This window comes from Vibrio sp. ZF 223 (genome assembly GCF_003050585.1).
In the GTDB taxonomy this organism is placed as follows: Bacteria; Pseudomonadota; Gammaproteobacteria; order Enterobacterales; family Vibrionaceae; genus Vibrio; species Vibrio crassostreae.
Genome location: NZ_PIGB01000002.1, coordinates 1 through 26002, shown reverse-complemented (window position 1 = coordinate 26002; position 26002 = coordinate 1). Strand labels below are relative to the sequence as shown.

27 protein-coding genes are annotated in these 26002 nt (G+C 43.3%); 14 read left to right on the top strand and 13 right to left on the bottom strand.

From position 1 onward, the window contains the following. Window positions 1-180 precede the first annotated feature (180 nt). Window positions 181-825 (bottom strand): adenylate kinase, encoded by a 645-nt coding sequence (adk, locus tag CWO13_RS04855; RefSeq protein WP_048660860.1) that lies wholly within the window; start codon window positions 823-825, stop codon window positions 181-183. Between the two features lie 388 nt (window positions 826-1213). Beyond that, complete coding sequence (gene htpG / locus CWO13_RS04850; RefSeq protein WP_048660861.1) at window positions 1214-3118, bottom strand: molecular chaperone HtpG; 1905 nt, start codon at window positions 3116-3118, stop codon at window positions 1214-1216. 272 nt (window positions 3119-3390) lie between these two features. Here htpG and CWO13_RS04845 point away from each other — a divergent pair, with 272 nt between their 5' ends. The 3 genes from CWO13_RS04845 (at window position 3391) to CWO13_RS04835 (ending at window position 5265) form a co-directional block, all read left to right on the top strand. Continuing rightward, window positions 3391-4302, top strand: a complete 912-nt coding sequence (locus CWO13_RS04845) for a transcriptional regulator (protein WP_048660862.1) — start codon at window positions 3391-3393, stop codon at window positions 4300-4302. 1 nt (window position 4303) lies between these two features. Continuing rightward, entirely contained in the window at window positions 4304-4819 is a 516-nt protein-coding gene (locus tag CWO13_RS04840; RefSeq protein ID WP_017066005.1) for a regulatory protein ToxS, read from the top strand. A 134-nt stretch (window positions 4820-4953) separates the two neighbouring features. Further along, window positions 4954-5265 (top strand): SelT/SelW/SelH family protein, encoded by a 312-nt coding sequence (locus CWO13_RS04835; RefSeq protein ID WP_048660863.1) that lies wholly within the window; start codon window positions 4954-4956, stop codon window positions 5263-5265. 25 nt (window positions 5266-5290) lie between these two features. Here CWO13_RS04835 and yfcE read toward each other — a convergent pair whose 3' ends face one another. Genes yfcE through CWO13_RS04810 form a run of 5 tightly spaced genes read right to left on the bottom strand, consistent with a single transcriptional unit; the run spans window position 5291 to window position 8153 of the window. After that, entirely contained in the window at window positions 5291-5836 is a 546-nt protein-coding gene (yfcE, locus tag CWO13_RS04830) for a phosphodiesterase (RefSeq protein ID WP_102432776.1), read from the bottom strand. A 47-nt stretch (window positions 5837-5883) separates the two neighbouring features. After that, entirely contained in the window at window positions 5884-6291 is a 408-nt protein-coding gene (locus CWO13_RS04825; RefSeq protein WP_048660865.1) for a CBS domain-containing protein, read from the bottom strand. Then, complete coding sequence (locus tag CWO13_RS04820) at window positions 6288-6638, bottom strand: P-II family nitrogen regulator (protein ID WP_048660866.1); 351 nt, start codon at window positions 6636-6638, stop codon at window positions 6288-6290. The genes CWO13_RS04825 and CWO13_RS04820 overlap by 4 nt, the downstream gene beginning before the upstream one ends. Further along, window positions 6628-7422, bottom strand: a complete 795-nt coding sequence (locus CWO13_RS04815; protein ID WP_102479480.1) for a DUF1538 domain-containing protein — start codon at window positions 7420-7422, stop codon at window positions 6628-6630. The genes CWO13_RS04820 and CWO13_RS04815 overlap by 11 nt, the downstream gene beginning before the upstream one ends. Continuing rightward, window positions 7419-8153 (bottom strand): DUF1538 domain-containing protein, encoded by a 735-nt coding sequence (locus tag CWO13_RS04810; protein WP_048660868.1) that lies wholly within the window; start codon window positions 8151-8153, stop codon window positions 7419-7421. Before CWO13_RS04810 ends, CWO13_RS04815 begins: the two co-directional genes overlap by 4 nt. A 289-nt stretch (window positions 8154-8442) precedes the next feature. On the opposite strand from CWO13_RS04810, the gene CWO13_RS04805 reads away from it, so the two are divergent. The 6 genes from CWO13_RS04805 to CWO13_RS04780 all read left to right on the top strand — a co-directional run bounded on the left by CWO13_RS04805 (window position 8443) and on the right by CWO13_RS04780 (window position 13573). After that, window positions 8443-9357, top strand: a complete 915-nt coding sequence (locus CWO13_RS04805) for a TIGR01777 family oxidoreductase (RefSeq protein ID WP_102432773.1) — start codon at window positions 8443-8445, stop codon at window positions 9355-9357. Between the two features lie 43 nt (window positions 9358-9400). Next, window positions 9401-10228, top strand: coding sequence for an SDR family oxidoreductase (locus CWO13_RS04800; RefSeq protein ID WP_102432772.1), 828 nt, complete (start codon window positions 9401-9403; stop codon window positions 10226-10228). Window positions 10229-10626: 398 nt separating this feature from the next. Further along, window positions 10627-11481: a co-chaperone YbbN gene (locus tag CWO13_RS04795; protein WP_102432771.1), complete on the top strand. Its 855-nt coding sequence runs from the start codon at window positions 10627-10629 to the stop codon at window positions 11479-11481. Between the two features lie 210 nt (window positions 11482-11691). Continuing rightward, on the top strand, window positions 11692-12621 hold the full coding sequence (locus CWO13_RS04790; protein WP_017063395.1) for an SPFH domain-containing protein: 930 nt from the start codon (window positions 11692-11694) through the stop codon (window positions 12619-12621). A 3-nt stretch (window positions 12622-12624) separates the two neighbouring features. Further along, on the top strand, window positions 12625-13074 hold the full coding sequence (locus CWO13_RS04785; protein ID WP_048660872.1) for an NfeD family protein: 450 nt from the start codon (window positions 12625-12627) through the stop codon (window positions 13072-13074). A 319-nt stretch (window positions 13075-13393) separates the two neighbouring features. Continuing rightward, window positions 13394-13573 (top strand): hypothetical protein, encoded by a 180-nt coding sequence (locus CWO13_RS04780; RefSeq protein WP_017061927.1) that lies wholly within the window; start codon window positions 13394-13396, stop codon window positions 13571-13573. A 64-nt stretch (window positions 13574-13637) separates the two neighbouring features. Here CWO13_RS04780 and cueR read toward each other — a convergent pair whose 3' ends face one another. The 5 genes from cueR to zipA all read right to left on the bottom strand — a co-directional run bounded on the left by cueR (window position 13638) and on the right by zipA (window position 19839). Then, window positions 13638-14030, bottom strand: coding sequence for a Cu(I)-responsive transcriptional regulator (gene cueR, locus CWO13_RS04775; RefSeq protein WP_048660873.1), 393 nt, complete (start codon window positions 14028-14030; stop codon window positions 13638-13640). Between the two features lie 93 nt (window positions 14031-14123). Beyond that, window positions 14124-14927 carry a DUF2057 family protein gene (locus tag CWO13_RS04770; RefSeq protein ID WP_048660874.1) on the bottom strand — a complete coding sequence of 268 codons (804 nt, stop codon included), beginning with the start codon at window positions 14925-14927 and terminating at the stop codon, window positions 14124-14126. Window positions 14928-15025: 98 nt separating this feature from the next. Next, entirely contained in the window at window positions 15026-16165 is a 1140-nt protein-coding gene (locus CWO13_RS04765) for a porin (RefSeq protein ID WP_048660875.1), read from the bottom strand. A gap of 525 nt (window positions 16166-16690) precedes the next feature. Continuing rightward, window positions 16691-18703, bottom strand: a complete 2013-nt coding sequence (ligA, locus tag CWO13_RS04755) for an NAD-dependent DNA ligase LigA (RefSeq protein WP_102432765.1) — start codon at window positions 18701-18703, stop codon at window positions 16691-16693. 92 nt (window positions 18704-18795) lie between these two features. Then, the gene (gene zipA / locus CWO13_RS04750; RefSeq protein WP_108082619.1) at window positions 18796-19839 is read right to left on the bottom strand and encodes a cell division protein ZipA; all 1044 of its coding nucleotides are present in this window, start codon (window positions 19837-19839) and stop codon (window positions 18796-18798) included. Between the two features lie 229 nt (window positions 19840-20068). Here zipA and cysZ point away from each other — a divergent pair, with 229 nt between their 5' ends. From cysZ to crr, 5 genes are all read left to right on the top strand, one after another. Further along, window positions 20069-20827, top strand: coding sequence for a sulfate transporter CysZ (gene cysZ, locus CWO13_RS04745; RefSeq protein WP_108019956.1), 759 nt, complete (start codon window positions 20069-20071; stop codon window positions 20825-20827). A 237-nt stretch (window positions 20828-21064) separates the two neighbouring features. Beyond that, window positions 21065-22033, top strand: coding sequence for a cysteine synthase A (gene cysK, locus CWO13_RS04740; protein ID WP_060982183.1), 969 nt, complete (start codon window positions 21065-21067; stop codon window positions 22031-22033). 302 nt (window positions 22034-22335) lie between these two features. Next, a complete protein-coding gene (locus tag CWO13_RS04735) occupies window positions 22336-22593 on the top strand; it encodes an HPr family phosphocarrier protein (RefSeq protein WP_004734263.1) in 258 nt (85 codons plus the stop codon). A gap of 136 nt (window positions 22594-22729) precedes the next feature. Continuing rightward, window positions 22730-24454, top strand: coding sequence for a phosphoenolpyruvate-protein phosphotransferase PtsI (gene ptsI / locus CWO13_RS04730; RefSeq protein ID WP_108019955.1), 1725 nt, complete (start codon window positions 22730-22732; stop codon window positions 24452-24454). Window positions 24455-24560: 106 nt separating this feature from the next. Next, window positions 24561-25070, top strand: a complete 510-nt coding sequence (gene crr / locus CWO13_RS04725; protein WP_004737851.1) for a PTS glucose transporter subunit IIA — start codon at window positions 24561-24563, stop codon at window positions 25068-25070. 575 nt (window positions 25071-25645) lie between these two features. Here crr and CWO13_RS04720 read toward each other — a convergent pair. Further along, on the bottom strand, window positions 25646-26002 hold a 357-nt coding region (locus tag CWO13_RS04720), incomplete at its 5' end, for a flagellin (RefSeq protein ID WP_258186364.1).

Sequence of the window (26002 nt, the reverse complement as noted above, 5' to 3'; positions counted from 1 at the left end):
TTAAATGGGATATCGCAACATCTACTCTCGATTGTGAGCCACCTTCATCAAAAACGGTTTCATCTTGAATGGTGTGTAATCGAATTATCTAGATTGGTATCGTACTAAAAACTGAAACAAAAAAAGCGACCCTTAAGGTCGCTTCCAATATATCAAATTCTAAAACTGGCTGTTAGCCAATTATGCTAGTGCTTTCTCAAGTTCTGCACTAACTTCAGCAACTTGCTTAGTACCGTCAAACTTAAGGTACTGAGTGTTGCCTGCTTCAGCTTCTTTACCGTAGTAAGAGATTAGCGGAGCTGTTTGATCGTGGTATACGCCTAGACGTGCACGAACGGTTTCTTCTTTGTCGTCATCACGTACAACTAGCTCTTCGCCAGTTACGTCATCTTTGCCTTCTTCTTTAGGCGGGTTGTACACAGTGTGGTATGTACGGCCTGAAGGAAGGTGAGCACGACGACCAGCCATACGCTCAACAATCACATCGTCAGCAACGTCGAATTCAACAACGTAATCAACAGCGATGCCCATTTCTTTTAGGCCATCAGCTTGTGGGATTGTGCGTGGGAAACCGTCTAGTAGGAAACCTTTCTCACAGTCATCTTGAGCGATACGCTCTTTGATAAGACCAAGGATAATTTCATCAGAAACTAGCTGACCAGCGTCGATTACTGATTTTGCTTGCTTACCAAGCTCAGTACCCGCTTTGATAGCAGCACGTAGCATGTCACCAGTTGAAATTTGAGGGATACCAAATTTGTTCATGATGAAGTTAGCTTGAGTACCTTTACCCGCGCCAGGAGCACCTAGAAGAATGATGCGCATGTTTAATCCTCTTATAAAATTATGATTTATACCGAAGCTCACTATCCCACCTTCCTCGTTCATATTTAAGATAAACAGGAAAAGTTAGGTAACAGCTGAGGTTAAGCAAAACTGTAAACAGAAGCAAAACGGTAAGTTTCGGTATAACGTTTAAAAATCATACAACTGGAAGAAATTGGTTCCTAGCTCCAGCTGATTAGGTCGAGCATTCTATCACATTAATATTCAATTTGGCTGAATTTACGACTAAAGAATGTATCGGCAACATTTGTTGTGACGATAACGGTGACGTTGACCACGTTTAATAGATTTTCAGCGACGTTCATAAAAAAAGCCCGCATTTGCGAGCTTTTTATTACAATTTTTGGCTTAACCTAAAGTCGAAAGACTAACGCTTTGTCAGTAGCTCGTTGATTGCACCCAAGAATTGTGACGGATCTTCCATTGAGCCCTTTTCAGCCAGCATCGCTTGCCCAAGTAGCAACTCAACCCAACGACCAAACGCTTGCTCGTCTGCTTCATCGGCCATTTGTTTAACCAGAGCGTGCTCAGGGTTAATCTCGAAGATGTACTTCACTTCAGGCGCAGCTTGACCAGCAGCTTCAAGAAGCTTAGCCATTTGCGTGCCCATTTCGAAGTCGTCCGTTACTACAACCGCAGGTGTTGTTGCTAGCTTGAAGGTCGTACGAACTTCTTTAACGCGACCACCTAGGTAAGATTGAGTGCGCTCTACAACAGACTTGAACTCTTCTTCAGTCTCTTTCTGCTTCTCTTTCTCTTCTTCACCTTCAAACTTGCTTAGATCTAAGCCTGCTTTTGTGATCGATTGGAATTGTTTGCCATCAAAGTCAGTTAGATAGTTCATTACGTACTCATCAATGCGATCGTACATTAGAACCACTTCAATACCTTTCGCTTTGAACTGCTCCAAGTGTGGGCTGTTCTTAGCTGCAGCGTAGCTATCCGCTGTTAGGTAGTAAATCTTATCTTGGCCTTCTTTCATGCGTTCAACGTAAGATTCAAGGCTGATGGTTTGTTCAGCAGAATCCACTTCCGTTGACGAGAAACGGAGTAGACCAGCGATCTTCTCTTTATTCGCCATGTCTTCAGCTGGGCCTTCCTTCAATACTAGGCCGAACTCTTTCCAAAACTCTAGGTACTTGTCATTGTCATTCTTTGCCATGCGCTCAAGCATAGTTAGTACACGCTTGGTACATGCGCCACGAAGAGACTGAGTTACCTTGTTGTCTTGCAGGATTTCACGAGACACGTTCAATGGCAGATCGTTTGAGTCAATCAGACCGCGAACGAAACGCATGTAAGATGGCATGAACTGCTCTGCGTCATCCATGATGAATACACGCTGCACGTAAAGTTTCAAGCCACTCTTGTGGTCACGGTTCATCATGTCCCAAGGTGCTTTCGCTGGGATGTAAAGCAAGCTTGTGTAGTCGTTCTTACCTTCAACCTTGTTGTGGCTCCACGTTAGTGGATCAGCAAAGTCGTGAGATACGTGCTTGTAGAACTCTTGGTACTCTTCTTTCTCGATATCAGATTTGTTACGAGTCCAAAGCGCTTGCGCCTTGTTAATCTGTTCCCAATGCTTCTCTTCGGTGTCTTTACCTTCGTCATCTTTCACTGCTGTGAAGATAGAAACAGGAATGCCGATGTGATCAGAGTACTTACCAATCACTTCACGCAGACGCCATTCGTTTAAGAACTCTTTACCGTCTTCACGCATATGAAGAATGATGTCAGTACCGCGAGATTCTTTGGTGATGTCCTCGATGGTGTAATCGCCTTCGCCAGCAGAGTGCCATTGAACGGCTTCATTGTTTTCTAGGCCAGCTGCACGAGTGCGAACCGTTACCGCGTCAGCAACGATAAACGCAGAATAGAAACCAACACCAAATTGACCAATCAATTGAGAGTCTTTGCTTTGGTCTTCAGATAGCTTTGAGAAAAAATCTGCAGTGCCTGATTTAGCAATCGTACCTAAATGCTCAATAACATTGTCACGGCTCATGCCGATACCGTTATCAGAAATCGTTAAGGTGTTTGCTTCAGCATTGAATGAAAGTTTCACACCTAAATCAGCATCACCTTGGTAAAGGTCACCATTAGATAGAGCTTGAAAACGAAGCTTGTCAGCCGCGTCAGATGCGTTAGAGATCAGCTCACGTAGGAAGATTTCCTTATTTGAATACAGTGAGTGAATCATTAGATGAAGTAGTTGTTTTACTTCAGATTGAAAGCCACGAGTCTCTTTATTTTGCGTTGCCGTTTCGCTCATTTTTACTCCAAAACATCTATACTTTATGTTGAATAACCATAGGGGGAGTAACACTTGATGCCACTCTTATGTTCATTAACATGAGGATGACAAATGTAAATTCAAGGTCAAAAATCATAAAAACACTGTTTTTTTGATCTGTTTTTATTATCCTTGAGTCTGATAAATATAAAAGAACATAAAAGAAGCCATGATTTGGTGAAGAATTAACTGAACTTCACCTGAGATTTGTCTATTTCGCACCCCAAATCATCCAAAAGTAGAAGAATTCAATGAGCAATATCGGCACAAAGTTTATTCTCGCACAGCGGTTTGTCTTCGATCCAAACAGCAACTCACTTGTTGACCAAATGAGCGACGGCGAAGTCGTACGCCTTGGCAGCAATGAAAGCCGCATTCTCCTGATGCTGTCAGAAAGACCCAATGAAGTTATCACTCGTAATGAATTACACGAGTATGTTTGGCGAGACCAAGGCTTTGAGGTTGATGACTCTAGCTTAACGCAAGCAGTATCGACACTAAGAAAGATGCTGAAAGATTCGACCAAATCTCCAGAATTCGTAAAGACCGTGCCTAAACGCGGTTATCAATTTATTGCAACCGTTGAGCGCTCTGCCCCACTTTCATCAAATGATCAGCCAGTAGCTGCTGAAATTACCGAAAATGACGTAGAACCTATCTTGACGTTTGCAACGCCTGCAGCGACTGAAGAAACGATCACTGAAACGGTTGAATCAGAGCCAATTGCAAAAGTTCAAGAGACCAAGGTAGAACTAGAACCAGCAACCGCTCCTGTTACGGCTCCCGCTAAAAACACCAATAAGTGGCTAACATTTTGGTTACTGCTTGCCGCTTTCATCATGCCAATTCTCGTTTTGACGTTTACCAACCCGGCAGAGTCCGAGTTCAAAACATTGGCTGAAATAGATGGCGTAAAGGTTCAATCACCGATTAACCACCCAGATCTTAGCAGTTGGCTGCCAGCGATAGAGAAGTGTGTATTACGTTACAACACGAATCACACTGGCATGCTAAAGCCGACTGAAGTGATTGCAACAGGTGGGCAAACCAATAACCTTGCCCTCAACTACATTCACCCGCAAGAATACTCAAGCGAAAATGTAACTCTAAGAATTTACGCAAACCAGTCGGATGTAAACGACATTTGTAACGGTGGTCAGTAACATGAAATTAAAAGTATCGATTATTTTACTGGTTCTATCTGCATTTTTGAGTGGTTGGTTGTATTGGGGCAGCGATGCAAAAGTAGAGCGCTTGCTCACTCAGCATGAATGGCAATCTAAGATGGTGACGCTGATTAGCGATAACAAGCAAGCTGACTCAATCGGCCCACTTCGTAGAGTTGAACTATCATCGAATGCGAAGTACCTGCCAAATGGTACATATTTGAGAATGTCAGTGGTTAGACTTTACGGTAATCAAACTGAGCCTGCGAATGTCATCAACATCTCTGAAACGGGTCAGTGGGATATTAACGATAACTACTTACTGGTTTCGCCAACAGAGTTTAAAGATGTGACTTCGGCTCAGCGCCAAGACTTTTCAGAAGAGCAACTAGAGCTTATCACTCAAGTCATTAAGATGGACGCAGAGCAAAGCCGCCGCATAGACATTGTTAACCCGAAGGCACTGTTACTGACTAGCTTAAATCATGGTTCTACCGTATTGTTTTCGAACTAAAATCGAATAGCTCTTTACGGCATAGTAATAAAAAAGGAGCATGATGCTCCTTTTTTATTACGCTTAGCATCTGTTTTTTCATTGATACAGTGATATTGGTATTAAGAATTTACTCGCATTTAAAAGGATTACCCATGAGTACAGAGTCAGATCAAACAGCTTCCCCTATCACTAGAGCAACAATCACCATACACTATTGCCGTCAATGCAATTGGATGCTTCGTTCTAGTTGGTTATGCCAAGAGCTACTGCATACCTTCAGTGAAGAAATTGAACAAGTCAGTTTACATCCAGACACAGGAGGCAGGTTCGAAATCTTTTGCAATGGTGTGCAAATCTGGGAAAGAAAAGCAGATGGCGGCTTTCCTGAGGCGAAAGTTCTGAAACAAAGAGTGCGAAATATCATTGCTCCAGACAGAGACCTCGGCCACGTAGACTCAAAATAAGCCCTTTAACCGCCGATCCAATGGTTTAAAGCTGGCCACTCACGAGAACATCACCTTCAAGGCTAATAACTTTGAAGGTATTGTTTTCATAGATACCATAGCTCGCTGCGTGGCCATCTCGTGGGAATGTCACCGAACTAGGGTTAAAGATAAAGATATTATCTTGGTATTCAGCAACTGGGATATGAGTATGGCCGTGTGCAATAATATCGCCTGCCTTCAGCGCAGGGCGTTTATTGGTATTGTACAAATGACCATGGGTTAGGAAGATACGTTGGCCTGATTCTAATAGCACCCACGAGTAATCCATCATCATTGGAAAAGACAACAACATCTGATCCACTTCGCTATCGCAGTTACCACGAACGGCAATGATCTCTTGAGAAAACGCATTCAACTTATCTGCAACCGCCGGCGGGTTGTATCCCTCTGGGATCGGGTTTCTTGGACCATGATTCAGAATATCACCCAATAGAACCAAATATTGTGCACCAGAGGCTTGGTATAGCTCTAATACTTTTTCTGTTGCTGGCAGCGAACCGTGTAGGTCTGAAGCAAAAAATAATTTCACACGTACTTCTCCATAAAATTTATCAGCCTATTGTACGTATCAAAATGCTACACGTCATCTCTCGCCATACCGTTGATTACGATATTATTGTAACTAACCATACCGACTATCTTGTTGTCACAAACGACTGGCGCACGACTGATACCAAAGCGTTCAAATAGGCGAGCGCAGTATTTTACGTTCATCTCAGCAGACACGCTTAGCGCTGGCTTGGTCATGATCTCATAAACATTGGTTCGCTTCGGAGAACGGTTCTTAGCCAGTACTTTCTTAGCAATATCATTCATCAATACGATGCCGTATTCGTCATCTTCGTGGCGCTTATCGACAATGATGGCTTTCACTTTATGCTTCTTAGCCATCTCTATCGCTTCTAACACTGTGGTTAGCCCATCAATAATCACATAGGTATTTGCCATCACGTCACTGACTCGAATCTTGTCATTGGTATTCATAGTTCATCCTCCACAACCTTAGTTAATGTCTCGACTTGGTGTGCTACCCCGACTGCATCTTCGACATCGATCTGCACTGCTATACCTTGTCCCGATTCTTGGTCAAACTCACCCACGTCACTAATTCTTTCGAGAATATGCCTTGCTAGATGCTCCTCGACGACAAACAGCAACACATCTTTTTGCACCTCTAACGTTAAGCCAAAGAAGGTAGTTTTTTGGTTTAAGCCCTGCCCTCTGGCATTATTAATCACGGTTGCTCCGGTTGCGCCCGCATCACGCGCGGCATCGAGCACACTGTCTGTCTTGCTCTCTTCTACAAACGCTAAGATAAGTTTAAAGCGCATCTTTGCTCTCCTTAGAGGTGTGTAAACGGTTTAACCATTGTGTTATTTGGGCATAGCTCATCACTGAAATAATGGGAAATAAGCTGGCAAAAGCGATCAATCCAAAACCATCAATGACAGGGTTTCTTCCTGGTACGGTTGAAGCAAGCCCAAGCCCGAGCGCTGTCACCAAAGGGACGGTCACCGTTGATGTGGTTACACCGCCCGAGTCATAGGCCAATGGAATAATGAGTTTTGGGGCGTAAAAGGTTTGAATGACCACGACGACATAACCAAAAATGATGTAGTAATGGATCGGGTCTCCAGCAACAATCCGATAGCTTCCAAGCGAGATACCAATAGCGACACCCAATGCCACGGCGATTCTCAGCCCATTAACACTGATACTGCCGCCCGAGACTTGATTCGCCTTAATTGCCACAGCAATCAACGAAGGCTCGGCGATTGTGGTGCTAAAACCAATACAGAATGCAAAAAGATAAACCCAATAATAGTCAAACCAAACCAACGTAAGGCCAGAGCTGACCTTAAACTCAGTCAGGAAACTTGGCTCGGTCAGTTGCATGGCCATCGTCTCTCCCAAGGGAAACAGTGCAAGTTCCAATCCCATCAAGAAAAGAGACAAACCAAGGATGACGTAAAAGAAACCAATCAGCACCTTAGCTAAATTGTTCACAGGCTTACGTAATACCGCCAACTGAAAACCAAAGATGATAACCGCAATCGGAATTACATCCACCACGGTACCTAAAAAGGTGTCGACAAATTGCTGCACACTGATCATGTCACCACCATCCCATAAACCATGACAAACATCATCGGCAACAACGAAGCAAATGCAATCAATCCAAAGCCATCAATCATAGGATTTCGTCCTTTAATCGCCGAGGCTAACCCCACTCCTAATGCCGTCACTAACGGAACGGTGATCGTCGATGTTGTCACTCCACCAGAGTCATACGCAATCCCAATAATGTTTTCCGGAGCAAATGCAGTAAGCACCACAACTCCAATATAGCCACCGATGATCATGTACTGAATTGGCCAACCTTTTAAGATTCGCAGCACCCCAAGTAAAATAGCGATACCGACAGACAATGCTACGGTGAAACGCAGACCATCTGCATATTCTTCCATTTCATCTAACGTATTAGGGATGACGCCTCCCTCGGCGGCCACTTCCGCGGCTTCGGCCGCCACTGCGGTTAACGCAGGTTCGGCAATGGTGGTACCAAAACCTAAACAGAAAGCGAAGGTCAATAGCCAGAACACACTGCCCTTTCGCGCAAAAGCTTGAGCCATCGATTCGCCAATCGGGAACAACCCCATTTCAAGGCCAAAGATAAAGAAAGTCAGACCAAACACCACCAGCACTAAGCCAGTTAGAATTGATAACAGATGAGGAAGTGGCTCTTGCAAGACAGCAAGCTGGAAAAAAGCGATCACCGCCACGATCGGCAATAGATCTCTCAGGCTACCTAACATGGCTCGAAACAAAGCAAGCACCGCCGTCATCGCAATTCCTTGTCGCTGATTATGAGTTACTAATAATCATGGCAAATCCTTATCATTCCTTATGTGATAAATATTACGCAGTTGGTAACATATCCGAGTAAAACCCATAAGTGTGATAGCGGTATACTTCCTAGCCAAATGAATTTTATTTCACTCATTCTTAAATTTAAAAAGGCGTAATTTGGGGATCACACTATTGAAACCAACTGATCGTTATAGTGATTTTTTCGTATTGATTGGCGATTAAAAACAAGCCGTGTCTATAATTATGTTTAATAGGGAGATTGGTATGAAGATATTGTTAACGGGTGGTACTGGATTTATTGGCTCTGAATTGGTCAAGAGTTGGAACACTGACGACGTAACATTGCTGACGCGGAGTCCTGAAAATGCGAAACAAAACCTAAATCACCTCAACCAGAACAATCTTCATTACATTCAATCCCTTGATGAGCTCAGTGATCTCAATGATTTTGACGTTGTAGTCAACCTCGCAGGTGAACCGATTGCAGATAAGCGTTGGAGTACAGAGCAAAAAGAGAGGATCTGTAATAGTCGCTGGCACATCACTGAAAAACTGGTCGAATTAATTCAGGCCAGTAGCAACCCACCACAAGCTTTTATTAGCGGGTCAGCCGTAGGTTACTATGGTGACCAACAACAACATCCGTTTGATGAATCATTACGAGTGGAGGATGAAAGCTTTCCTCATAAAGTGTGTGCTCACTGGGAAGAGATAGCTAAGAGAGCTCAATCAGATAACACGCGAGTGATACTACTCAGAACGGGGATTGTATTGGGAGAAAATGGCGGTGCACTCAAGAAGATGCTTATGCCGTACAAGCTCGGAGTAGGCGGCCCATTAGGCTCTGGGGAACAATACATGCCTTGGATTCACATGCTTGATATGGTGAGAGCCATTAACCACTTATTGTCGATTCCTCACGCTCAAGGGGAGTTTAATATGTGTGCTCCGCACCCTGTCACCAATAAACTGTTCAGCAGCACACTAGCCAAGCAACTACGCCGACCGCATTTCTTGTTCACTCCGAAATGGGCTATGTCGCTTCTGATGGGAGAATCATCTTGTTTGCTATTTGACAGCATTCGATCCAAACCGAAGAAGCTCACTGAAACGGGATTCAACTTTAGTTACTCTAGGATCGAACCTGCATTAAAAAACTTGTTACAACATCAAGACTAATTCTTTACCCTAGAGCGATAGAGACTCTAATAAAGGATTAAGTGTGAACAAGTCGATTCTTATTACCGGTTGCTCAACAGGTATTGGCTATACATGTGCCCATGCACTTCAAAAGCGCGGCTTTCATGTCATTGCATCTTGTCGTGAACCACAAGATGTTCAACGCCTTCAAGATGAAGGTCTCACCTGCATTCAACTCGATCTTTCCAACCAAGAAAGTATTGAAAATGGTGCCAAGCTTGCGATTGAACTCGCACCTGACGGGTTGTATGGATTATTCAACAACGGTGCTTACGGCCAAGCGGGGGCGCTAGAAGACTTACCGACTCAAGGCCTCAGAGAGCAATTCGAAACCAACTTCTTCGGCTGGCACCATCTTGTTTGTCAGATCCTTCCGCATATGCGTGAACGTGGCGAAGGCCGAATCGTACAAAACAGTTCAGTGTTAGGCTTCGCCGCTATGAAATATCGCGGCGCCTACAACGCTTCAAAGTTCGCTATTGAAGGTTGGACTGATACTCTACGTTTAGAACTACATGGCAGCGGTATACACATTTCATTACTTCAGCCCGGCCCTATCGAAACCCAGTTTAGAGCCAACGCCCTGAAAGCGTTCAATAAATGGATCAACATTTCTGGCAGTGTCCACCAAGAAGCTTACCAACAGCAAAAAGACCGACTTGAAAAAGAGTCGTCGAACAACGCTTTTGTCCTGCCTGCTGCAAGCTGCATTGAACCCGTTTTTCATGCGCTGACTGCCGATAAACCTAAGTTAAGGTACCGAGTTACGACACCAACCAAGGTATTCGCTGTGTTAAAAAGACTCCTACCAAGCCGCTTGCTAGACCCTATTTTAAGAAAAGCAGCATAAATGAGTAACTTTGAATGCACAGTCGCAAACTTTAATGTAACGATGTAATTTATTCGTAACAATAAGATGTCATGATTTAGGCTATCTCATCAATTATTCCCAATTGATGAAGCTACTTCTGGATATTTCATGACTTTAAACCGCCTTAATTGGGTAGGTGTGAGTTTGGCTATTACGTTGTTTATTCTGTTTTGAATATCTTAAGTAATACCTCACTGGCCACCTCAATGAGAACGCTGTGTCTTCCGTGTTGAGATAACAACTCTATCAACATCGAAGCATGGCGTTTTTCTATTTTTAGCGCTTTTTATCTGAGATAACTGAGTTAGATCTTGAAGTTACCGACTTCTCACCCCATATTTGCAACGTATCCACAAAACAAACCTCAAGGAACGTAAATGCAATCTCCGCATATTGTTGAACTTAATGAGCAGAACTTTCGTCAAGTATTAGAAGGTTCGATGCAGACCCCTGTACTCATCCATTTTTGGGCACCAATGAACCAAGAGAGCGCCCAAGTCATTCCTGAACTCCAAACATTAACTCAGCAATACAACGGTGCTTTTACTTTGGCCCTACTGAATTGCGAGCAAGAACAAGCGATTGCTAGCCAGTTTGGTGTTCAAGCACTGCCTACGATTGCACTGTTTGTTAACGGTCAACCTGTCGATGGACTGGGTGGTCCTCAAAGCTTAGACGCGATTGTAGAGATGCTAAGCAAACACCTTCCTAGTCAAGATGAACTCGCGCTGCGCCAAGCTCTTGAGTTAATGCAAGCAGGCGATCACACTCAAGCTCTAGCGGCAATGCAGCAACTTCCTTCTGAGCTTACAAGCAAAGGTGAAGTAAGACTGGCGATAGCAGAGTGTTTGTTAGAAACACAACAGTTTGACCTTGCTGAAACTCAGCTAGCAACCATCCCTCTTGAGTACCAAGATAATTACTACAAAGGCTTAGTTGCGAAGCTTGAACTTCATAAACAGGCAGCAGACAGCCCTGAGATTCAAGCCCTAGAATCCGCTCTTCAGCAAAACCCAAGCGATGCTAAAACGGCCTCTGAATTAGCACTGCAATACCACCAAATGAACCGTAGCGAAGAAGCAATGGATCTACTGTGGTCTTTCCTAGCAAAAGATCTTAATACTCTCGATGGTGACATGAAGAAAGAATTCATGGATATCTTGAGTGCGCTTGGACAAGGTAACGCGGTTGCGAGTAAATACCGTCGACAGTTGTACTCTCTGCTTTACTAGTCAGGTTCTGTAACAGCTGAGTCGTAAGTTAACTATCAAATCTAAATTCAATCAAATCCACCTATTAGATTTTCGAATGTAAAACATCACAATGGGCCATAAAATCAATGTTTTATGGCCCATTTCTCATTTATAAATTTGCCCCGCCTTTAAATATGCGCCAGTATGAGTAATAAACATTCAAAAACTTAAACTTGCAAAGGACTTTGTATGCCTATTGATACCTTGATTACTATTGGCGTCTTTACTGCCGTCGCACTGTTATTTATCTTCGCTGGTGTAAAAACCGTTCCACAAGGCAACAACTGGACCGTTGAACGCTTCGGACGATACACACATACTCTCAAACCGGGTCTTAACTTAATCATTCCATTTATTGATAAAGTTGGACAGCGCATCAGCATGATGGAGCGTGTACTCGACATCCCAGCACAAGAAGTCATCTCTAAAGACAACGCGAACGTAGTTATTGATGCGGTGTGTTTTGTTCAGGTTATCGACGCCCCTAAAGCAGCTTATGAAGTAAATGACCTTGAGCACGCGATCCGTAACTTAACCCTCACCAATATCCGTACTGTACTTGGCTCGATGGAGCTGGATGAAATGCTCAGCCAGCGTGACATGATCAATACCAAATTGCTTAACATCGTCGATGAAGCAACTAATCCTTGGGGCGTAAAAGTTACGCGTATTGAGATTAAAGACGTACAACCGCCAGCCGATCTTACCGCTGCAATGAATGCTCAGATGAAGGCAGAACGAAACAAACGTGCTGATATCTTAGAAGCAGAAGGCGTAAGACAAGCAGAGATCCTAAAAGCAGAAGGTCACAAGCAGTCAGAAATCCTGAAAGCGGAAGGTGAAAAACAAGCTGCAATACTTCAAGCCGAAGCTCGTGAACGTGCTGCAGAAGCAGAAGCGAAAGCGACAGAAATGGTATCGACGGCGATTGCTCAAGGCGACATGCAAGCTGTAAATTACTTTATTGCACAAGGCTACACCGACGCACTGAAATCAATTGGCCAAGCAGAAAACGGCAAGATCATCATGCTACCGCTTGAAGCAACAGGCCTAATGGGTTCTGTGGCTGGTATTGCAGAGATGTTTGCACATAAGAATGACAAAGGTAGTAAGGACTAACTTATGGTCGAATTACTAGAACAAGTAAACCACTGGCACTGGCTGGCATTTGGTCTAGCACTGCTTGCACTTGAACTGGTTGGAACCGCTGGTTACTTTTTATGGATAGGCATATCTGCCATGTTGGTCGGTGCACTTTTGGGTGCTCTACCAATTGGTTGGCAGATGCAATGGCTGTCCTTTGCAAGCTTCTCACTTATCACGACTTGGTTGTGGTGGAGAAGACAACTCTCGAATGACAAGCAATCGGATGCAGGGCGAGAGTTAAACCAAAGAGAAAAGCAACTGGTAGGTCAAACCGTTATTCTAAGTGAAGACGTAAAGAAAGGTAGCTGTCGAATTAAGTTCGGTGACTCTTCTTGGTCTGCAAAGGCGAGTCAAGATATCCCATCAGGCACCGAAATTAAGATTGTCGCTTTAGACGGAATAGTTCTAATAATAGAACCTTTATAATCAAGTGCTATATGGAGCCTGCATTTTCAATAAATGCAGGCTTTTTCTATTTTTGAACCTTAATAATATTCGAATTATCATTGCGATAGATTGAATTGAAAAAAAAATAAGTTCTTATTTCGTAAAGCTAAAAAGTTTGATTAAGCTAAAAAGGTATAAGAAAGCCAGATTTCTTGCCCAAGATATATATGAATAATTAGCCTGACTCTCGCTTAATTATAATTATTAAAAATGTTAAGTCCGTCCATTTTTTGAAATTTTCTTTCCCTTGTCCATACTTTCATTTATCTCAATCAGAGATAAACCTAATGGAGTTTGTATGAGACATTTTTTAATCATTCTAACGGCTATTTTCAGCTTATCATTCGGAAGTGCTCTCGCGAGCAGTCAGTCTCCTGGTAACGGAAACATGGGGCCAATTGTAAAATGCTCAGATGGTAATGCAGTCACTCACGTACCATTGCTGATCTGTAAACATTACGGCGGAAAAGTGCTGTGATAGGAGACTAAAGTCAGGCTAGTAATGTAATTGCGGCCTGACGATTCTTTTTAGCTGACATAACCTAACTGCGGCCAGATAAATTGTTTAAGATAGGACATTCCGTTGAAGCATCACCAGGGCAATCATGAACCCAAGATTGCAGTTGAGCTTTCATCTTATTTAATTCAGCAAGCTTCAACTCTATTTCGTCTAACTTCTGCGTTGCCTTCTTTTTTACCTCGTAGCTTTCTCTATCGGGGTTCATTGCCAAATCAACTAGTGCTTTACACTCATCAAGGGTAAATCCAACCATTTTAGCTCTTAGTACAAACTCCAACTGTTCGATGTGAATCTCGCCGTATTGCCTATAGCCGTTTTCTGAACGGTGTGGAGGACTCATCATGCCTTTACTTTCGTAAAAACGAATGGATTTCGCTGTTGTACCAACACGCTTCGCTACTTCACCAATATTCACAATCTTACCTGTAAGCCTAAAATGAAAAACCGCAGTACTGTTGTTATACAATACTGCGGTTGAAAAACATAGTTAGGGCGTAACGTTAAAGGCTTACTCTTGCTCTAACAACCAAATAATAGTTTGAGATTTTTCTTCACTATCTAGCTTGTTGAACCAGTATGAAACCATTTCGATCTCTTTTGAGCCTTCTAGTGGTGCTGGGTTCGCGTTCTTACGATTCTTGAATGCCCAATCTGTCACTGCAGCTTGCTCTTCTTTGGTTGCTTCACCATACCAGTAATTCACCATCTCTTGTGCTTGTGATGCTTTTGGTTCTTCAGCAACTACAGCCGCAACAGGCACCGCTACTGGAGCAACAGCGATAGCTGTATGATTATTTGCGCCATTATAGATTGTGTCGATATACGCTTTCGGCACAATGAAAGTTGTACTCATTACTGAGTTTTGTCCATCAAGTGTAAATTCTAAGTTCTTTTCTCTTGCTTGCTGAATGTCAGCTTCGCTCAATGGAAATTCAATATATTGAGTCTTTGTGCAGTGTTCGCTGCAGCTCTCTCTTGGAACCTGTCTCTCTTCAAGGTCTATCGTCTTTCCAAAAAAGCTTACGGTTTCGTATTCTTTATAGCTCTGGAAGTAACTCACATCCATGATAATTGAAGATTCTGGAGCCGAGTTCTGTGTTACTTCTTTGTTGTATGTAAAGTAAAGTGACGATTTCAGGATATCAGCACCGACGTTCGCTTTACTTTCCGCTACATAAGATTGTCCAGTCACTTGAATGTAACCACCTTTTGGCTGTACATCTGCAACTGAGTCTGCAAAATTACTTTGTGAATCGAGTGAACTACAAGCTCCCAAAAATAATGATAATACAACTACACTAACTTTATTCATTATGACTAATTCCTTATGTTCACTATGGAAAAACGCTGGCAAACAAAATTTACCAGCGTTTTGATTTTTATCTAACTGTTTAAGCTAAAGATTCTAGCTTAGAAACCGTACTCAAGACCAACGCGAGTTACGATATCTGTATCAGCGTCACCAACAGTACGACCCGCTACACGTAGGTAAGGTACGAAACCGTTATGAACAGCCATTAGCTGACCAGAAATAGTGTTGCTGTCTGAGTTAGCATCTTTAGAACCATTTGTTTCAGACTCAAGGTTAGCTGCGTAACCTAGTTTGAAACCGATTGGACCATTCCAGTATTGACCAATGATTGAGTAAGAATCTTGAGTCACTTTACGGATTCCGTTATCTAGCTCTTCGCCTTTATATGCTGCTGCGATACCGAAACCAGCTGGTAGACTAGCTTCAAAACCTACGATGTATGCGAATGTATCGTCATCGTAACCAGCTACAGTATCAGTTAGGTAAATTTCACCTTTAGGCGTAGTTACGTTGCCGTTTGCATCTTTAATGTCTTCTTGAGCTACAACATACTCACCACCAGTCTCCGCTACTACACGAGTACCAGATTCAACCGCACCCATGAATGTTACTTTTTCGAAGCTGTACTTAGCACTTGCACCAACAAAGTTTGCATCACGAGTCGCTGCACCGCCACCGTTGTCGTTATCATCACGACCAACAGAAGCTGCAAAAGAGAAACCACCAAATTTAGCTGAATCGTAACGTACTTGGTTAGATTGACGATCGTAGTGACCGTTGATGCCGCCCCAATCGAATACAGAACCTAAACCAGGGTTAGAGAATGGCCAGTCGACGATTTCGTATAGTGGTGTAAGAACACGACCCACACGAAGGTTACCCCAAGAGCCAGAAGCACCAACGAACGTATCACGGAAACCTAGAACACCACCTGAAACGCCACCGTGAGACCAGTCTGTGCTATCTACGTAGCCAGATTCGATCTGCATTGTGATAGTAACGTCTTCAAACATATCTTTGTGAGCACGGAAGCCGATACGAGATTCGTTCTCTACTGCGTAACCAGAGCTAGAGTCATTGTTGTCAGTTGTGTTGTAGTTCACTAGAGAGATAGCTGCAACACCGTAAACGTCAACGTTGAAGTCAGAGTTGATACCAACTTCTTTCGCCATTACGCCTGTCGATAAAAGTGCAACAGATGCACCTAGTAGAGTACGTTTGAAAATTTTGTTTTCCATGGAATAAAACTCCTAAAAATGGATATAGCTGTTTGAATATTCCCCGCCTAAAGTTGGCCGCCGTAGAGAGAAATACCTTTTCTTGTTTGAGAACCCTAAACTCTGAATTCTCTATTTCCTTTCTGGTTATACACATCGTGTGCATCCATGGCATTAAGACTAACTTCGCCCTCAAAAAGATCAATGAGAACTTAATTTTCATCTAAAAAAATATGAGTTGGTGCAAATTTAGTAGGTACTTAGTGATCCAGATCGATAAATTGTAAAGCTCACAACCAAAAACAATAAAAACAATAAATATCAACCACTTGAATGGATTGCGCTCTTGTAAAAATAGAAGTGACTCGCATTTTTGATACAACTACAATGGTATTTCATTAATGTTGAGCAGCGTCACTGTCCTGATTTTAGAGTTCGTATAGGAACAAAATTCTCAACAATTAAAAAGCCCTCATTTTTATATCAGAAACAAAAAAGGCACTCCCTTGAAAGAAGTGCCTTTGAGCTTTTTTTATCTGTATTTACTTACGAAATAAGGGCTATTAGATCTTCTTCGGTTCTTATTTCGATACCTAAATCTTGTGCTTTGGTTAATTTAGAACCCGCAGCTTCTCCGGCAAACAAGATGTCCGTTTTCTTCGATACGCTACCCGTCACTTTCGCACCTAATGCTTGTAACGCAGCTTTAGCTTCACTTCGACCTAATTGCGACAATGAACCTGTTAACACAACGACTTTACCTTCCAAAGGCAGTTCTTGGTCATCAGGAGCTTCTTCGATCACAGGCCAGTTCACACCAAGCTCGATTAACTGATCAACAACCGCTCTGTTTTTCTCTTGTGAGAAGAAACTGGTGATGTGGCTAGCAACGATGTCACCAATATCTGACACTTCCACTAGCTGTTCATGAGTTGCAGCTTGAACCAGTTCCAACGTCTTAAAGTGTTGCGCTAGGTTCATCGCTGTCGCTTCACCGACTTCACGAATACCGAGTGAATAGAGGAAACGCGCTAAGGTCGTGTCTTTGGCTTTATTCAGCGCGCTCACGACGTTCTGTGCCGATTTAGGCCCCATTCGGTCAAGAACAGTAATCACGCCAGCACTTAGCTTAAATAAATCAGCAGGTGTTTCGACCATTTCACGATCCACAAGCTGCTCAATTACTTTCACGCCCAGTCCATCAACGTCTAGCGCCTTTCTAGAAACAAAGTGTTTAAGGGCTTCTTTACGCTGCGCCTGACACACTAAACCGCCGGTACAACGCGCTACCGCTTCGCCTTCTACACGCTCAACCGCAGAGCTACATACAGGGCAAGCATCAGGGAAAACAATGTCTTTCGCAGTCTCAGGACGACGATCTTGTACAACCGCAACGATCTGTGGAATTACATCACCAGCTCGGCGAATAATAACGCTGTCGCCTACCTTCACGCCTAAACGAGCAATCTCATCGGCATTGTGTAAAGTGGCATTACTAACCGTCACGCCGCCTACGAAGATAGGTTCTAGTTTAGCAACCGGCGTAATAGCGCCAGTACGGCCTACCTGAAATTCAACGTCATTGAGCAGTGTAATCTCTTCTTGAGCAGGGAACTTATAAGCAATTGCCCAACGTGGCGCTCTAGCAACAAAGCCAAGCACTTCTTGAGCCGCGATGTCGTCGACTTTGATAACAACGCCATCTATCTCGTAAGCCAGAGCATCACGACGAGTCATAATATCTTGGTAATAGGCTTTCACGTCTTCAAGAGAGGTCAGTTGCTTAGTCTCAGGGCACATAGGTAAGCCCCAGCCTTTAAGCTGTAAGAAGCGTTGGTAGTGACTATTTGATAGCTCAGCGCCTTGAACAACACCGACACTGTATGCGTAGAAAGCTAACGGACGTTTCGCTGTAATACGAGAATCAAGCTGACGTAGGCTACCTGCGGCGGCATTACGTGGGTTAACAAAGACTTTCTCGCCTTTCTTCAAAGCCATCTCATTCAACTTATCGAAGCCGGCTTTTGGCATAAACACTTCGCCACGAACTTCAATACGCTCTGGCCAGCCTTCACCTTGCAACTTAAGTGGAATTGAGCTGATGGTACGTACGTTTTCCGTGATGTTTTCACCCGTTGCGCCATCACCACGAGTCGCCGCTTGAACTAATGTCCCGTTCACGTAAAGCAAGCTCACAGCGAGGCCATCGAGTTTAGGCTCGCAACAGAAAGTTTTAAGGTTCGCGGTTGGTGCTCTATCGGACATACGCTTATTGAACGCATCCAAGTCTTCGTCAGAGAATGCATTGTCTAGAGAAAGCATTGGGATTTCGTGAGTCACTTGCGTGAAGCCATCTAAAGGCTGACCGCCAACACGTTGGCTTGGTGAATCCACCGTAACAAGCTCTGGATTCTCTTCTTCGATCTTTAGCAATTGCTGCATTAATCGATCGTACTCGACATCAGGGATCTCAGGGCTATCTTCTACGTAATAACGAACGGCGTGATAATGCAGAGTTTCTCTTAACTGCTCTAAGGTAACTTGAATCGATTCTTTCATATCATTCTCTGTCGTGATTGAAATATCAAAAAGGGCTCCCTTAGGAGCCCTTTTCTATAAATATAGATTATTTACAAGGCTAAACAATACGGCTAGGCGTTCGATGCCGTCATAAAGTCTCTGATTTGCTTGCGGTAATCAGATAAACGGTTTGGTGTCATTAAGTTACGTGACTCATCCAATACGTTTCCGCCCATATCATCAGCAATTTTCTGCGCCGCACTCAACATTACATTGAAGTTTTGATCAGCCTGACCGTAACAAGGCAACGTCATAAAGAACGAAATACCTTTAGTCGTGAAGTCAGCAGGGTCGTCATGTTCTAGAGTACCTGGCTGCATCATGTTCGCTACGCTGAAAATAACTTTTGGTTCGTCACTCGCTTGTGCAAAGCAGTGGTAGATAGACATCTCACCATAAGTTAGACCGTTGTTTTCCATGCTGCGGAACAGCTCAGTACCCACGAATGGGATCTCTCCAGCACAGTGAACATTAAGAACGATCACTTCTAAGCCAAGTTCTTCGTCTGGCTTCGCTTCTTCAACAGGCGCACTTTGCGGAGTAACAACTTCTTTCGCAACAACAGGCTCACCAGGGGTGAACGTTTCGTTTGGAACAAGTGGCTCATCAACCGTCTCAGAAGTTTCTTCAAACGAACCGTACTGCTCTTTAAAGCCTGCATGGTTTTCTTTTTGTTCGTCGGTCAACTCAAAGCTTGGAACTTCAGGCTCAATAACCTTCTCCTCCTTAAGCTCTTCCGGTTCACTTTCAACCTTGATTGGGTCTTCAACGCTGAAAGAAGGAAGATCATTCAATTCGATGTCGTCTTCGTGAACTTCTTTCACTTGTGGCGCTGTAAGCGGATCTGAATCGATTAGAGGATCAGTCGCAGATGGCGAAACAGCAAAATCCGGTTCTTTACGTTCTTTTCGGATTATCTCAAAATCATCTTCTGGGGCGAATGAACGGTTTGGGATAGTTTCTGCTTCATCTAAGCTGTCATTATCAAGCTTACCAAGCGGCTTATCACCAAACTTTGCTTTCCCTTCTTTTTTACTCGTCCACAGACCGTGGAACAATAATGCGGCGATAGCTAGTGCGCCAACAATAATGAGTACAAATCGCAATTCCTGCATTTTTCGCTCTCAGCTTTCTTAGTCAACTAGCGATAAACACGCTGTCACTAAGTTGGGTTAATTTGGCTAATCTCACTACTCTATCAAAAGTAGCTACTGTTTTAGAACAACTTAATACAATTAGTTCCTTACATGGTGTGATTTTCACCACGCTTTTTTTCTTAATTTTGGTCGAGTACACTAGACATGTTTGCTATTTAATCAAATTCACATGTGACCTAATTTAAATATGACTATTGAATCTATTCCCCGCTCCGGCTTTGGCTATTTTATTTTCGGAATAAAAATCGCTTTGTCACCGAGCATTCGTAAGTTTGTACTCATGCCACTTATCGCGAACGTGTTACTCGTTGGTGGTGCCTTGTTTTATATCTTCTCCAACCTAAACACTTGGATTGAAGGTTGGATTGGTGCGTTACCAAGCTTCTTATCGTGGTTGTCATACATTTTATGGCCATTACTAGTGTTAACCATCTTGGCCACGTTCTCGTATTTCTTTAGTACGCTCGCTAACTTCATTGCCGCACCGTTCAACGGCTTGCTCGCGGAAAAAGTTGAAGAGTTACTGAGCGGTAAAAAAGTGAATGACGATGGTTTACTTGATGTTCTCAAAGATACCCCACGTATATTAGCGAGAGAATGGCGCAAGCTTGTCTACGTTCTGCCAAAAGCGATCGGTTTATTCCTACTTTTGTTAATTCCAGCACTAGGGCAAACCGTTGCACCGTTTTTATGGTTCATCTTCACAGCATGGATGTTAGCGATTCAATACGCTGACTACCCGTTCGATAATCATAAAATCAAGTTCGATGACATGAGAAACAATTTGAAACAAAAACAAGGTAAGAGCTACAGCTTCGGTGCGCTTGTTTCTGTTTTCACGACCATTCCAATTTTAAACCTGATTGTAATGCCCGTTGCCGTTTGTGGCGCAACAGCAATGTGGGTTGCTGAGTTTAAAGACCAAGCCCTACGCTCACGTCTATAGTTCTCGTCTTTAACCCTGCCTATACTTCCTAGTTTCGCCTATCTTTTTGAAGTTCTGATTTCAATAAAGATAGGCGTCAATTCTGCTACATATCTATATGATATAACTTTTTAATCCTTTTACCTTTTTTTCAACTTGTTTAATCTAAATTCAAGCTGAACAAACATCGAAAGACACTAGACGGTAAAGTGATTGATATACTACGTTTAGTTCTGTCATTAAATGAAGGAATATCGCATGAGCAAGATCTACGAAGACAACACCCTAACGATTGGTAACACACCTCTAGTCCGCCTTAACAAAGTAAGCAAAGGTAACGTCCTAGCTAAGATCGAAGCTCGTAACCCAAGCTTCAGTGTTAAGTGTCGTATCGGTTCAAACATGATCTGGGAAGCAGAAAAAGCAGGTACTCTGAAGCCAGGTATTGAGCTTGTTGAGCCGACTAGTGGTAACACTGGTGTTGCTCTTGCCTTCGTAGCCGCGGCGCGCGGTTACAAGCTAACGCTAACTATGCCTGAGTCAATGAGCCTAGAACGTCGTAAGTTGCTTAAAGCGCTTGGCGCAAACCTAGTGCTGACTGAAGCACCAAAAGGCATGAACGGCGCGATTGCTAAAGCAGAAGAGATTGTTGCTTCAGATCCAAGTAAATACCTACTACTACAACAATTCAACAACCCAGCAAACCCACAGATTCACGAGCAGACGACTGGCCCTGAAATTTGGGAAGCAACAGACGGCGAAATCGACGTGTTTGTAGCGGGTGTTGGTACGGGTGGTACTATCACTGGTACAAGTCGTTACATTAAAGGTGAAAAAGGCAAAGCGATTACTTCAGTAGCAGTTGAACCAGCCGAGTCTCCAGTCATTGCACAAGCGCTTGCAGGCGAAGAAATCAAGCCAGCTCCACACAAAATTCAAGGTATCGGTGCAGGTTTCATCCCTGGAAACCTAGATTTAGAGATTATTGACCGTGTTGAATCGGTAACTTCTGAAGAAGCGATTGAGATGGCTCAACGCCTAATGAAAGAAGAAGGTATTCTTGCAGGTATCTCATCTGGCGCGGCAGTTGTAGCTGCGAACAGAATCGCAGAACTACCTGAATTTGCAGGAAAAACTATCGTTACCGTACTACCAAGCTCTGGTGAGCGTTACCTAAGTACAGCCCTATTTGCTGGCATCTTTACGGAAAAAGAGAACCAACAATAATATGTGGTCAAATCAATTTTTCGTCCAAAAAAGCCCCGTTTAGGGGCTTTTTTGTTGATCCCTGCCCCACCTTTGGTAATATCGGGTCTGTTTTATTTTTCGCTTCAAAATAAAAGAAGCAATAAACAAATTCTGAAAGTCATGAGTACTCAACAAAAGACGACCATGGCTGGATAAAAATTTATAACCAGTCTAAGTTCTAACACGAACATGGCGTACTAGCCTCTAGCGCATTTGGGCTAAAGCAGTTAAGCTAATCTGGTTACAAACTTACAAAAAATAAATTAATTGGGGTATATAAAATGTACGAGAAGCAAGTAGAAATCACAGCAGAAAACGGTCTTCACACTCGTCCAGCTGCACAGTTCGTTAAAGAAGCAAAATCTTTCGACGCTGACATCACAGTGACTTCTAACGGCAAAAGCGCTAGCGCGAAAAGCCTGTTCAAACTACAAACTTTAGGCCTAGTAAAAGGTACTAACGTTACTATTTCAGCTGAAGGTCCTCAAGCTCAGCAAGCAGTTGACCACCTAGTTGCTCTTATGGATCAACTACACTAATACGGTCTCCTTCTTTCAAAGCCATTTTGCATAGCAAAGTGGCTTTGTTCGAAATAGATAGGAATAAGCGCGACATTAGTCGACGACTTAAAGTCACACACTCTCCCGTTTACAGTTGAACAACTAAGGTAAGGCTATGATTTCAGGCATCCTAGCATCTCCTGGTATTGCTTTCGGTAAAGCACTACTACTTCAAGAAGATGAAATTGTCCTAAACACTCAATCTATCTCTGACGACCAAGTTGAAGCAGAAGTACAGCGTTTCTTTGACGCTCGTAACAAATCTTCTCAGCAACTTGAAGTTGTTAAGCAAAAAGCACTTGAAACTTTTGGCGAAGAAAAAGAAGCAATCTTTGAAGGCCACATCATGCTGCTTGAAGATGAAGAGCTAGAAGAAGAGATTTTAGCACTCATCAAGAAAGACAAAATGCACGCAGACAACGCGATCCACACTGTGATCGAAGAGCAAGCTGTTGCACTAGAGTCTCTTGATGATGAGTACCTAAAAGAACGTGCAACTGATATCCGTGATATCGGTACTCGTTTCGTTAAAAATGCTCTAGGCATCAACATTGTATCTCTAGCAGACATCAATGAAGAAGTTATCCTAGTAGCTTACGACCTAACGCCATCTGAAACTGCACAAATCAACCTAGACTACGTTCTTGGTTTCGCTTGTGACATCGGCGGTCGTACATCTCATACTTCAATCATGGCACGTTCTCTTGAGCTTCCAGCTATCGTTGGTACTAACGATATCACTAAGCAAGTTAAGAACGGCGACATGCTTGTGCTAGACGCGATGAACAACAAGATCATCATCAACCCTTCTGAAGCTGAATTAGCGGAAGCTAAGAAAATCAAAGCAGATTTCGAAGCAGAAGCGGCTGAACTAGCAAAACTAAAAGATTTGCATGCTGAAACTCTAGACGGTCACCGTGTAGAAGTTTGTGGCAACATCGGTACAGTAAAAGACTGTGACGGTATCCTGCGTAACGGCGGTGAAGGCGTTGGTCTGTACCGTACTGAATTCCTATTTATGGACCGTGACGCGCTTCCTACTGAAGAAGAGCAATACGTTGCTTACAAAGAAGTAGCTGAAGCAATGGAAGGCGAGTCAGTGATTATCCGTACTATGGATATCGGTGGCGACAAAGACCTACCATACATGGACCTTCCACAAGAGATGAACCCTTTCCTAGGCTGGCGTGCAGTACGTATCAGCTTGGATCGTCGTGAAATCCTACGTGACCAACTACGTGGCATCCTACGCGCATCTGCACACGGTAAACTACGTATCATGTTCCCAATGATCATTTCTGTTGAAGAGATCCGTGAACTGAAAAAAGCAATCGAAGAGTACAAAGTTGAACTTCGCGCTGAAAGCCTAGCTTTCGATGAAGAAATCGAAATCGGCGTAATGGTTGAGACTCCAGCTGCTGCTGCAATCGCACACCACCTAGCGAAAGAAGTATCTTTCTTCTCTATCGGTACTAACGACCTAACGCAATACACTCTTGCGGTAGACCGTGGTAACGAAATGATTTCTCACCTATACAACCCACTATCTCCTGCTGTTCTTACAGTAATCAAGCAAGTGATCGACGCATCACACGCTGAAGGTAAGTGGACTGGTATGTGTGGTGAACTTGCTGGTGATGAGCGTGCAACGCTACTTCTTCTTGGTATGGGTCTAGATGAGTTCTCTATGAGCGGTATCTCTATCCCTAAAGTTAAGAAGGTAATTCGTAACTCTAACTTCGCTGAAGTTAAAGCTATGGCTGACGAAGCACTATCTCTACCTACAGCTGCAGAAATTGAAGCTTGCGTAGAAAAATTCATCGCTGAGAAAACTCAGTAATCGCCAAATGCTTAATAAAGTTAGACGGCTAAAAATAGTCGTCTAATTTGTTAGATTGGTATAGTATATTCTACAGAATAAAACTAAACGTTAGGAGCATGACACAATGGGTCTGTTTGACAAACTGAAAAAGCTTGTATCTGATGACAGCGCTGATGCTGGTGCAATCGAAATCATCGCACCTCTTTCTGGTGAAATCGTAAACATCGAAGATGTGCCAGATGTAGTTTTCGCTGAAAAAATCGTTGGTGACGGCATCGCGATCAAACCAGCTGGCGACAAAATGGTAGCTCCAGTTAACGGTACTATCGGTAAGATCTTCGAAACTAACCACGCATTCTCTATCGAGTCTGACGACGGTGTTGAGCTTTTCGTTCACTTCGGTATCGATACTGTTGAACTTAAAGGCGAAGGCTTCACTCGTGTAGCTGAAGAAGGTCAATCTGTTAAAGCTGGTGACACTATCATCACTTTCGACCTAGCGCTTCTAGAAGAGAAAGCGAAATCTACGCTTACTCCAGTTGTTATCTCTAACATGGACGAAATCAAGGAGCTGAACAAGCTTTCTGGTTCTGTAACTGTTGGCGAAACTCCAGTTCTTAAAGTAACGAAGTAATCTCGATTACTTATCTGCTTTAATGAAAACGCTACCTAAGGGTGGCGTTTTTTGTGCCTGCTGTTTTTTTCAATACCTCAGATAGCAATACTGACTATCACACCAAAACTCTTCTCCAAGCTCCCTCAAAGAATCACAACCACACTGACCGTTTGCGCCCTACTATCCAACTAGGTTTTGACTAAACGTTATTAAGCGCTATTCAATGCATTTCGCCTATACATCAAATTACACTTGTGATGTGTAACAAACAGCAGTTCTCTGATATCTCGTTCTACTCGATTCTGAGATGACGACTAAAGACTTCGATTCAGGTAAGCAATAGAAGATCAATACCACCCTGTAGTCGTCATTCCCTACAGTGAGGAAAAAGCGTGATAGGGAATCTCGCTTTTGCTTCTGTTTACCCGCACTACACTTTTCCAAATACACCTTCACCAAATTTCAGGCAATAAAAAACCCAGCCGAAGCTGGGTCTGTTTAGCGCTCATCTCTCACCACGAGCTAATTTGTGGAAGCCTAGCGTTAACGCTTATGATCAAAAATACTTATGGTCAACGTGGCCTTTCAATCGATTAACCTAGTAAGCTAAGTGCCGAGTTCGGTGCTTGCTTCGCTTGAGCAAGAATCGAGCTTGAAGCTTGAGAAAGGATCTGAGACTTAGTCATCTGAGTCGTTTCTTTCGCGAAGTCGGTATCTTTAATACGGCTCTTAGATGCGTTAACGTTCTCGTTAATGTTGTCTAAGTTGCTGATAGCGTGGTCGAAACGGTTTTGGAAAGCACCTAGCTCAGCACGGTGGCTGTCTACGTACTTAAGTGCCGCATCGATAACCGCTACAGACTCTTGTGCGCCGCCAACAGACGTTACGTCGATAGTATCAACCGTTACGTCTTTGCCAGGTTGCATGCCTAGTTCGCCAGCAAGGCTACC

Coding starts and splice junctions, on each gene's coding strand:
- htpG (WP_048660861.1), bottom strand. CDS start 3,118: ATGAGCGAAACGGCAACGCAAAATAAAGAGACTCGTGGCTTTCAATCT.
- CWO13_RS04825 (WP_048660865.1), bottom strand. CDS start 6,291: ATGAATACCAATGACAAGATTCGAGTCAGTGACGTGATGGCAAATACC.
- CWO13_RS04735 (WP_004734263.1), top strand. CDS start 22,336: ATGTACGAGAAGCAAGTAGAAATCACAGCAGAAAACGGTCTTCACACT.
- CWO13_RS04795 (WP_102432771.1), top strand. CDS start 10,627: ATGCAATCTCCGCATATTGTTGAACTTAATGAGCAGAACTTTCGTCAA.
- zipA (WP_108082619.1), bottom strand. CDS start 19,839: ATGCAGGAATTGCGATTTGTACTCATTATTGTTGGCGCACTAGCTATC.
- CWO13_RS04780 (WP_017061927.1), top strand. CDS start 13,394: ATGAGACATTTTTTAATCATTCTAACGGCTATTTTCAGCTTATCATTC.
- CWO13_RS04845 (WP_048660862.1), top strand. CDS start 3,391: ATGAGCAATATCGGCACAAAGTTTATTCTCGCACAGCGGTTTGTCTTC.
- adk (WP_048660860.1), bottom strand. CDS start 825: ATGCGCATCATTCTTCTAGGTGCTCCTGGCGCGGGTAAAGGTACTCAA.
- CWO13_RS04820 (WP_048660866.1), bottom strand. CDS start 6,638: ATGCGCTTTAAACTTATCTTAGCGTTTGTAGAAGAGAGCAAGACAGAC.
- CWO13_RS04815 (WP_102479480.1), bottom strand. CDS start 7,422: ATGATCAGTGTGCAGCAATTTGTCGACACCTTTTTAGGTACCGTGGTG.
- CWO13_RS04805 (WP_102432773.1), top strand. CDS start 8,443: ATGAAGATATTGTTAACGGGTGGTACTGGATTTATTGGCTCTGAATTG.
- CWO13_RS04810 (WP_048660868.1), bottom strand. CDS start 8,153: ATGACGGCGGTGCTTGCTTTGTTTCGAGCCATGTTAGGTAGCCTGAGA.
- cysZ (WP_108019956.1), top strand. CDS start 20,069: ATGACTATTGAATCTATTCCCCGCTCCGGCTTTGGCTATTTTATTTTC.
- CWO13_RS04765 (WP_048660875.1), bottom strand. CDS start 16,165: ATGGAAAACAAAATTTTCAAACGTACTCTACTAGGTGCATCTGTTGCA.
- cysK (WP_060982183.1), top strand. CDS start 21,065: ATGAGCAAGATCTACGAAGACAACACCCTAACGATTGGTAACACACCT.
- crr (WP_004737851.1), top strand. CDS start 24,561: ATGGGTCTGTTTGACAAACTGAAAAAGCTTGTATCTGATGACAGCGCT.
- CWO13_RS04785 (WP_048660872.1), top strand. CDS start 12,625: ATGGTCGAATTACTAGAACAAGTAAACCACTGGCACTGGCTGGCATTT.
- ligA (WP_102432765.1), bottom strand. CDS start 18,703: ATGAAAGAATCGATTCAAGTTACCTTAGAGCAGTTAAGAGAAACTCTG.
- CWO13_RS04835 (WP_048660863.1), top strand. CDS start 4,954: ATGAGTACAGAGTCAGATCAAACAGCTTCCCCTATCACTAGAGCAACA.
- ptsI (WP_108019955.1), top strand. CDS start 22,730: ATGATTTCAGGCATCCTAGCATCTCCTGGTATTGCTTTCGGTAAAGCA.
- CWO13_RS04770 (WP_048660874.1), bottom strand. CDS start 14,927: ATGAATAAAGTTAGTGTAGTTGTATTATCATTATTTTTGGGAGCTTGT.
- CWO13_RS04840 (WP_017066005.1), top strand. CDS start 4,304: ATGAAATTAAAAGTATCGATTATTTTACTGGTTCTATCTGCATTTTTG.
- CWO13_RS04790 (WP_017063395.1), top strand. CDS start 11,692: ATGCCTATTGATACCTTGATTACTATTGGCGTCTTTACTGCCGTCGCA.